General features: G+C 66.9%; 7 protein-coding genes, 1 tRNA gene and 1 riboswitch. Of the genes, 2 read left to right on the top strand and 6 right to left on the bottom strand.

Annotation, left to right across the window (positions count from 1 at the left end):
• The first annotated feature begins 422 nt into the window (after positions 1-422).
• Positions 423-887, top strand: coding sequence for a transposase (locus tag TY51_RS20260; RefSeq protein WP_081994875.1), 465 nt, complete (start codon positions 423-425; stop codon positions 885-887).
• 172 nt (positions 888-1,059) lie between these two features.
• Here TY51_RS20260 and TY51_RS10465 read toward each other — a convergent pair.
• The 6 genes from TY51_RS10465 to gcvT all read right to left on the bottom strand — a co-directional run bounded on the left by TY51_RS10465 (position 1,060) and on the right by gcvT (position 7,970).
• A tRNA-Ala gene (locus tag TY51_RS10465) sits at positions 1,060-1,134 on the bottom strand.
• A 63-nt stretch (positions 1,135-1,197) separates the two neighbouring features.
• Positions 1,198-3,075, bottom strand: coding sequence for a pyrroloquinoline quinone-dependent dehydrogenase (locus TY51_RS10460; RefSeq protein WP_042249312.1), 1,878 nt, complete (start codon positions 3,073-3,075; stop codon positions 1,198-1,200).
• Between the two features lie 4 nt (positions 3,076-3,079).
• Entirely contained in the window at positions 3,080-3,439 is a 360-nt protein-coding gene (locus tag TY51_RS10455; RefSeq protein WP_042249311.1) for a hypothetical protein, read from the bottom strand.
• Positions 3,440-3,553: 114 nt separating this feature from the next.
• Complete coding sequence (gene gcvP / locus TY51_RS10450; RefSeq protein ID WP_042249309.1) at positions 3,554-6,388, bottom strand: aminomethyl-transferring glycine dehydrogenase; 2,835 nt, start codon at positions 6,386-6,388, stop codon at positions 3,554-3,556.
• 95 nt (positions 6,389-6,483) lie between these two features.
• Positions 6,484-6,843, bottom strand: a complete 360-nt coding sequence (gene gcvH / locus TY51_RS10445) for a glycine cleavage system protein GcvH (RefSeq protein WP_081994873.1) — start codon at positions 6,841-6,843, stop codon at positions 6,484-6,486.
• 11 nt (positions 6,844-6,854) lie between these two features.
• The gene (gene gcvT, locus TY51_RS10440) at positions 6,855-7,970 is read right to left on the bottom strand and encodes a glycine cleavage system aminomethyltransferase GcvT (protein WP_042249307.1); all 1,116 of its coding nucleotides are present in this window, start codon (positions 7,968-7,970) and stop codon (positions 6,855-6,857) included.
• 159 nt (positions 7,971-8,129) lie between these two features.
• A riboswitch (glycine riboswitch) is annotated at positions 8,130-8,219 on the bottom strand.
• 148 nt (positions 8,220-8,367) lie between these two features.
• Here gcvT and TY51_RS10435 point away from each other — a divergent pair.
• Entirely contained in the window at positions 8,368-8,979 is a 612-nt protein-coding gene (locus TY51_RS10435; RefSeq protein WP_042249303.1) for a hypothetical protein, read from the top strand.
• Positions 8,980-9,002: the final 23 nt, after the last annotated feature.

Below are 9,002 nucleotides of genomic sequence, written 5' to 3'. Positions count from 1 at the left end.
TCATCGTCCGTCCTCTCCATGGGCCGGACTCCAATCGCAGATGGAGGAAAAATCCCATGGCAGGTGAGAAGTGGCTTGGTGCGACACTCGTGATGCGGGTCGTTTTTGAAGCCACAGGCCCTATCATCGTGCACTTGAGAAGGCACTTTCTGGTAAGGTCCCACTGAAGGTCAGCCCGCGACAGGCACGGCGTTTTGCGCAAGCCTGCGAGGCCCGCACAAAGACGGATGCGGTTGATGCTCGCAGTCTTGCCCGCATGGGGGCGGCGCTTTCCATGGAGCCTGATGCCCTTGTCTCGGGACAGCGGCCTGAACTCAAGGACCTGCAGCTTACGGGCGGGACTGGTCAAGGAGCGCACCCGCATGAAGAACCGCAGCCACGTGCAAACGAATGCGGTTCTCGCGCGCCAGTGCTGAACGCGCCTGACCCTGATTGGATGTCCGATTGCGGAGCCGGATGCCGAGATTGCCCGGCACATTGCTGATGACACGCCCACCGCACGCAAGCGTGAGATCCTCTGCTCCGTCCTTGGCCTTGGTCCGAATGCTGCGCCTTTGATCCTGACCTTCCTGCCCGAAATCGGCGCACTGGACAGAAAACAGGCCGGAAGCATCGCCCATCTTGTCCCACACAGCCGTGAGGCCGGCCACTGGAAGGGGAAGTCCCTCATCAGTGGCGGACGCAAGGCTTTACGCGATGCGCTCTTCATGCCCGCGCCGGTCGCCATGCGCTTCAACCCGTGCATTACGGCCAAGTCCACGCAGCTACGCGACGCTGGAAAGCCGGCAAAGATCGCGATCGTGGCAATCATGCGAAAGCTGCTGGAGACTGCCAACGCATTGGTTGAAGCCGACCGCCTCTGGTCGATCAAATCACCTTGCGCATGACGGGTACTCAAGTCACTGGACTTAAGTCATGACCGAGGGATCCACGGGGGCAAGTCAGGACCAGAGTAGCACCTTCGCAGTAGAGAGTTGGCAAGATCGCAAAACCGCAACAGCAATGCTGAATCAATCCCCTAATAATGCAGAGAAAGTCGTGACTAGAATAATCGTGATATGGTGGAGCGAGGGGAATCGAACCCCTGACCTCGTCATTGCGAACGACGCGCTCTACCAACTGAGCTACGACCCCAACGCTGTTTTGATCGCCGGGGCGGCGCGGTTTGTCAAGTGGGCCGCGCCGTGCCCCGTGTCGTCACTGGGGCAGGGTGAACGCGATCAGCTGATCGGCGACCTGCGGCTTGATGATGGAATTGCCGCCGACGGCAAAGACCACGTATTGCTGGCCCTTGAAGTCATAGACCGCGGGGATCGACACGGCGGGCGCGTCGACCTGGGCCTTCCACAGCACGTCCCCGGTGGCTGCGTCCAGCGCGCGCACGCGGGCGTCCATCGACGCGCCGATGAATATCAGCCCGGATGCCGTCACGACCGGTCCGCCGATGGTGGGCGAGCCCCAGCTTTCCGGCATGTAGAAGCCCCATTGCTGGGTCTGCCCGAACGGGCGTTCCCACAGGGTCTCGCCCGATTTCAGGTCGATGGCGGACATCAGGCCATAGGGCGGCTTCCAGCAGGGCATGCCGATCGGGTTCAGGAAGTTGGTCAGGCTGAAGCCATAGGGCGTGCCGGTCATCGGGAACAGCCCGCCCTCGGCCTCGCTGCCGCCGGTGGTCATTGTGTCGTATTCGGCCCGCTCGATCAGCTGATAGATCTGCGCCACGCGAGAGCTGTTGATGTACAGGATGCCGTTTTCCGGATCGACCGCGCCGCCGCCCCACTGGAACCCGCCCGCGGTGGCCGGATAGGCCAGCGACCCTTCCAGGCTGGGCGGCGTGTACCGCCCCTCATAGCGCAACTCCTCGAACTTGCGCGAGCAATAGCCAAAGGACGCGATGTCGGCCAAGCCGAACACCCCGCCCCAATCGTCGCCGATGGGTGATTTCGGCAGGGTCGGGATGGGCTGAGTCGCGGCGGACGCCTCGGTCGGGATGTCGGAGGCGGGGACGGGGGTGTCCTCGATCGGAAAGATCGGCTCTCCGGTCAGGCGGTTCAGAACGAAGGCATAGCCCATCTTGGTCGGCTGGACCAAGGCGGGGGTGGTGCCGCCATCACCGGGGATATCCACAAGGGTTGGTGCCGCGACGGTATCATAATCCCATATGTCGTGGTCGACCAGCTGGCGGGACCAGACGACCTCTCCGGTGTCGCCGTTGACCGCGGTCACCGACGTGGCCAGCGGGATCGGGTCGGTCCGCGTGCCGCCATAGAAATCCGCACTGGGGCTGGAAACGGGCAGGTAGGCCAGGCCGTTCTCCTCGTCGACCGACATGGCGGTCCAGACGTTCGCCGTGCCGGTGACGCCGTCGTAATCCTCGGGGATCGCATGGAAGGTCCAGTCCAACTCGCCCGTGCGCGCGTCGATGGCGAACACCGACCCCAACGGATTTTCGGCGTCGTGCCAATCCTTGCCGGCCCAGCCCAACAGCAGCTTGTCGCGGAACACGGTCGGCGGCTGCAGCTGCGACAGCGGAAAGTTCGCGTCGGGCTTGTTCCACTGGTTCACGTCCAGAATGCCGCCCTCGCCGAAATCGGCGCACAGCGCCCCGGTATCGGCATCCACCGCATGCAGTTCGGCGTCCATCGTGCCGATATAGACGCGCCGCGCACAGGGTCCTTCGCCGTCGCCTTCCCAATAGGTCACGCCGCGGTTCTTCAGTTCGGGCTGTGACAGCGGCTCCAGAGTGGTGTCGTCGGGCTCATAGGTCCAGGCGATCTCTCCGGTGTCGGGATGGACGGCCAGGATGCGATAGAAGGGCGTGCCGACATACAGCATGTCATTGGCCAGGATCGGCGTCGCGGACCAGACCGTGCCCGGAATGTCGCCCGACCCGTCGGACACGTCGCCGGTGTGGATCTCCCACGCCATCTCCAGGTCGGACACGTTCTCGGGGGTGATCTGGGTCGAGGCGCTGTATTTCTGCGCCATGCCGTCGCCGTGGAACCCGGTCCATTCGGTCTGTTGCGCATGGGCGGCAGGGGCCAGCAGGATCAGGGCGGGAAGGATGCGGATCATGGGTCTACCTCGCGACCAGAATGAAGATCAGCCACAGGGCCAGGGTCAGGGCCACCGCCAGCATCAGCCAGCCCTGCATCAGGAACCACGCGCAGATCAGCGTCAGCAGACCGCCGATCAGGATCATCACCGTGACGAAGGTGCGAAACCGCCCCGGCGACAGCCGCCCGACCAGCAGCGCCGCCGCCGCCAGCGCCGCCATGCCCAGGATGGCCAGCCCCGCGCCCGCCGTGCCGTCAATGCCCGATCCGCGTCGGACGAACGCGGTGACGGCCAGCGCCAGACCGATCACGGCAGGCACCGCCATCAGGTTGGCGACCAGCTCCTCTCGGGCGCGGTGGGCGGGGGGAAGGGTGTCGGGCATCGCAAACCTCGTGCTTGTCGCGGCGCGCTCACGCGGGCGTGTTCAGCAGGGGGAATGCACCGGACGGGGCAGGGTTCCCCCGGGGCCCGGATTTCGGGCCTCGGGGCGGTCAGATCATTCGGCTGCCTGGGCATAAGCTTCCAGCGGCGGGCAGGTGCAGATCAGGTTGCGGTCGCCATGGGCATTGTCGACACGCCCGACCGGGGGCCAGTACTTGTCCACCCGGAACGCGCCCGGCGGGAAACAGCCCTGTTCGCGCGAATAGGGGCGGTCCCAATCGCGGACCAGATCCTCGACCGTGTGGGGCGCGTGGCGCAGCGGGCTTTCGGCGGCGCTGATGCGTCCTTCGGCCACCTCGGTGATCTCGGCGCGGATGGCCAGCAGGGCGGTGAGGAATCGGTCGATCTCGGCCTTGGTCTCACTCTCGGTCGGCTCCACCATCAGCGTGCCGCTGACCGGCCAGCTCATCGTGGGCGCGTGGAAGCCGTTGTCGATTAGCCGCTTGGCGATGTCGTCCACCGTCACGCCATGTTCGGCGAACGGCCGCGTGTCGATGATGCATTCATGCGCCACCCGACCGCGATTGCCCATGAACAGGATCGGGTACGACCCGGCCAGCCGCGCCGCGATATAGTTCGCGTTCAGGATCGCCACGCGCGTGGCTTGGGTCAGCCCCTCGCCACCCATCATCAGGCAATAGGCCCAGCTGATCAGCAGGATCGAGGCCGACCCATAGGGTGCCGCCGACACGGCGCCGGTCCCCCCCTGCGGATCGCCAGGCAGGAAGGGCGCCAGATGCGCCCGAACCCCGATCGGCCCCATGCCCGGACCACCGCCGCCATGCGGGATGGCAAAGGTCTTGTGCAGGTTCAGGTGGCTGACATCGCCGCCGATTTCCCCCGGCTTCACCAAGCCGACCAGCGCGTTCATGTTCGCGCCGTCGATATAGACCTGACCGCCATGGTCATGCGTGATGTCGCAGACCTGCCGGACCGTATCCTCGAACACGCCATGGGTGGAGGGATAGGTGATCATCACCGCCGCCAGCCGGTCGCCGGCCTTGGCCGCCTTGTCCGCGAAATCCTCCAGGTCGATATCGCCGTTCGGGGCCGATTTCACCACCACGACCTGCATCCCGCACATCTGCGCCGACGCGGGGTTCGTACCATGCGCCGACACCGGGATCAGGCAGATGTCGCGCTCCTCGCCGCGCGCCTTGTGATAGGCTTGGATCGTCAGCAGCCCCGCATATTCCCCCTGCGCGCCGCTGTTCGGCTGCATGGAGAACGCGTCGTACCCGGTGATCACGCACAGCTTTTCGGTCAGGTCGGCGATGGCCTCGTGATACCCCGCCGCCTGGTCATGCGGCGCAAACGGGTGCAGCGCGCCGAATTCCGGCCAGGTGATCGGCATCATCTCGGCCGCGGCGTTCAGCTTCATCGTGCAGCTGCCAAGCGGAATCATCGCCCGGTCCAGCGCCAGATCGCGATCCGACAGGCGGCGCATATAGCGCATCATCTCGGATTCGGCCCGGTTCATGTGGAAGACCGGATGGGTCAGGTACTCGCTCTCGCGCAGCAGCGCCTCGGGGATCGACGGTGCGGTCGCCGCAGGCGCGGCATCGGTGATCCCGAACGCGTCCAGCAGGCGGGTGATCACGCCCGCATCCGTCGTCTCATCCACGCTGATGCCCACGCGGTCGCGGCCCACCTTGCGCAGGTTGATGCCGCGATGCCGGGCCGCGGCCATGATGCCCTGCTGGCCCACGCCCACCTTGACCGTGATCGTGTCAAAGAACGCCTCGGGTGCGACCTCGGCCCCCGCGGCGCGCAGCGCATCGGCCACCGTGACGGCGTGCAGATGCACCCGCTGCGCGATGGCGCGCAGGCCCACCGGCCCGTGGAACACCGCATAGAACCCCGCCATCACCGCCAGCAGCGCCTGCGCGGTGCAGACGTTGCTGGTGGCCTTTTCGCGGCGGATATGCTGTTCGCGCGTCTGCAGCGACAGGCGCAGGGCCTGGTTGCCGGAACTGTCGATGCTGACGCCGACGATGCGCCCCGGCATCGCCCGCTTCAGGGCGTCCCGGCAGGACATGAAGGCCGCATGCGGTCCGCCATAGCCCATCGGCACGCCGAACCGCTGCGACGAACCGACCGCGATGTCGGCCCCCATCGCGCCCGGCTCCTTCAGCACGCACAGCGCCAGCAGGTCGGTCGCGACGATGGCCAGCGCGCCAGCGGCATGCAGCGCCTCGATCTCGGGCGTCAGGTCGCGGACATGGCCATAGGTGCCGGGATACTGGAACACCGCGGCAAAGACCTGATCCGCCACCAGATCATCGATCGAGCCCTTGATGACGCGGATGCCCAAAGGCGCCGCCCTCGTCTCGATCACCGCGATGGTCTGCGGGTGCAGATCGTGGGCGACAAAGAACGCATCGGCCTTGGATTTGGACTGCCGCCGCGCCATGGCCATCGCCTCGGCCGCCGCCGTGGCCTCGTCCAGCAGGGAGGCGTTCGCGACCGGCAGCCCGGTCAGATCCGCCACCATGGTCTGAAAGTTCAGCAGCGCCTCCAGCCGCCCCTGCGCGATCTCGGGCTGATAGGGCGTATAGGCCGTGTACCACGCCGGGTTCTCCAGGATGTTCCGCTGGATCGCGGGCGGGGTGAACGTGCCGTAATAGCCCTGCCCGATCAGGCTGGTCATTACGCGGTTCTTGTCCGCCACCTCGCGCATGCGCGCCAGCAGCCCGGCCTCGGACAAAGCCGGCCAGTCCAGCGCGTCCGACTGGCGGATCGCGGCGGGCACGGTCTGCTCGATCAGCTGATCCAGGCTGTCGGCCCCCACGGCGCGCAGCATCTCGGCCATCTCGACCGGAGACGGGCCGATATGCCGGCGGTTGGCGAAATCGTCGGGATTATAGTCGGTGGGCGTCCAGCGGCTCATCCTGGCCTCCTTGCAGGGCGCGGCGGCCCTTCGTCTTTGTTCAAATATGCTTGGGTGTTCCGGGGGTCAGGCCCCCGGTCCACCGCCGGCCGATCTCAGTCGACCAGCGCCTTGTAGGCAGCTTCGTCCATGAACCCGTCCAGCGCACCGGCATCGGTGGGCTTGATCCGGAAGAACCACGCGGTCATCGGATCGCCGTTCACGTCGCCGGGGCTGTCCGACAGCGCCTCGTTCACCGCGGTGATGGTGCCGGCCACGGGGGCCGTGATGTCGGACGCGGCCTTGACGCTCTCGATCACCACGATCTCGTCGCCAGCGCTGACCTCGCGGCCCTCCTCGGGCAGCTCGATGAACACCACGTCGCCCAGCTGCTCGCTGGCGTGTTTCGTGATGCCCACGACGATCTCGTCGCCCTCGGCGCGCAGCCATTCGTGGTCTTCGGTGTATTTCAGCATGATCAGGTCCTTCAGCGTTTATAGGAGGGGGTGACGAAGGGCAGGGCGCAGACCGTCAGCGGCACGCGCTTGCCGCGCAGCTCCGCCTGGATCGTGGCGCCGTCGGGAATATTTGCGGGAATGCGCGCCATGGCGATCGGGCCGCCGACCGACGGCCCGAAGCCGCCCGAACTGACCGTCCCGATGGGCGCACCGTCGTCGGCGAACAGCGCGACACCCTCGCGGATCGGCGCGCGGCCCTCGGGGCGCAGCCCGCGGCGGGTGACCTTGGACGAACCCAGTTCGGCCAGCACGACGTCGGCGCCCGGAAATCCGCCCGCCCGTGCGCCACCGCTGCGGCGCACCTTGGGGATGGACCAGCCAAGCGCCGCTTGCGCCGGCGTCACGCCCCCGTCCATGTCATGACCGTAAAGCGGCATCCCGGCCTCCAGCCGCAGGCTGTCGCGCGCGCCCAGACCGATGGGCGCGACTTCGGGCTGCGCCAGCAGCGCCCGTGCGAAATCCGCCAGCCGCGTCTCGGGGACCGAAATCTCGAACCCGTCCTCTCCGGTATAGCCCGAGCGCGAGATCCACAGCGCCACCCCGTCCCAGTCCAGGCTGGTGCTGTCCATGAACCGCATCTGGTCCACGCCCGGCACCAGCCGCGCCAGCGCCGTCGCGGCCTGCGGCCCCTGCAGCGCGACCAGCCCGCGATCGGTCACCGGGGTCACCGTCACGCCCGCCAGCGTCTGCAGATGCGCGATGTCCTGGTCCACACAGGACGCGTTCACGACCAGCAGATAGTGATCGCCCCGGTTCGCGAACATCAGATCGTCCAGGATCCCGCCCGCGTCGTTGGTGAACAGCCCGTAACGCTGCCGCCCCTGCGCCAGACCCGCCACATCGGCGGGGATCAGCGTTTCGAGCGCGGCGGCGGCGGTGGCCAGATCGCCATCGTCGGGGGTGACCAGCACCTGCCCCATATGGCTGACGTCGAACAGCCCGGCGCGCTGCCGGGTGTGCAGATGTTCGGCCATCACCCCCATCGGGTACTGCACGGGCATGTCCCAGCCCGCAAAGGGCACCATGCGGGCGCCCTGTTCGACATGAAGGTCGTAAAGACCGGTCCGGCGGCTCGTCTCGGCCATATGGCCTCCTGCGTGTCTGCCGGGCAGCCGGCATCGGTTGGCCGGGGGATGCCCCCGTGCGTCGATGCCCCCTCTGTCCGTGCCCGCCCTTGGATACAGGGGTTGGGCGCCTGAGATCGTTATCCCTTCGGCGGGCCTTTCGGCCACTCTCCAGAGTTCTTGGGGAAGACGGTCCTTTTGCCTGAGAGCTTGCCGGGGCGGCTTCTCCTTCGGCCCCGGCGCAGCGCCGGTGTCTCCCGAATTCCTGCCTTCGGTGCTAGCCGCCCCCTTGCGGCAAGGCAAGACCTTTGTCGCAGCCGGGCGCCAAAGCGGCGCTTTCCGCACAAACCTCGGGCAGGCGTTGACAGGCCCGGCCCCCATGCGCATCGTCGCCCCTTGCCCCCCGCACAGGTCGCCCATGCCGCCCAAGTTCTTTCAGATCGGCTTCAACAAATGCGGCACGACCTTCATCGCGCGGCTGTTCGACCTGAACCGAATCCCCGCCGCCCACTGGCTGGAGGGCGCGCTGGCCGATGACATCGCCCATGCGAAACTGACCGGGGCGCGGCCGCTGGCGCGATGGGCCGACAGCATCACGGCCTTTACCGACATGGAATCGGTGCGCTTCCTGAACATGCCGGTGATCGAGGGGTTCCGCGATTTCGCCCTGCTGGACCAGCACTATCCGGGATCGGTGTTCCTGCTGAACACCCGCCGGGTCGAGGATTGGATCGCCAGCCGCTATCTGCACCGGGGCGGGGCCTATGCGCGCAGCATCGCGGCCAATCTTGGCGTCCCATTGGGTGATCTGGGCGACATCTGGGCGCGGGACTGGGCCGACCACCTGTCGGCCGTGCGGGCGCATTTCGCGGGCCGCCCGGAATTCATCGACATCGACATCGACCAGGCCGCGCCCGAGGATTACCGCCGCGCCTGTCGCCTTGGTACGACCTGCCGCATCTGCCCGCGCTGCCGGGCGCCGGAGTGCGCCGCGCCCGGCACGCCAACCTGCCGCGGGTGCTGGCGATGATGGGAGACGGCGGTTCCCGGCGG

Source organism: Paracoccus sp. PAMC 22219 (genome assembly GCF_000787695.1).
Lineage (GTDB): Bacteria > Pseudomonadota > Alphaproteobacteria > Rhodobacterales > Rhodobacteraceae > Paracoccus.
Note: the sequence above shows the minus strand (reverse complement) of the source record. Positions and strands in the feature narration are given on the sequence as shown.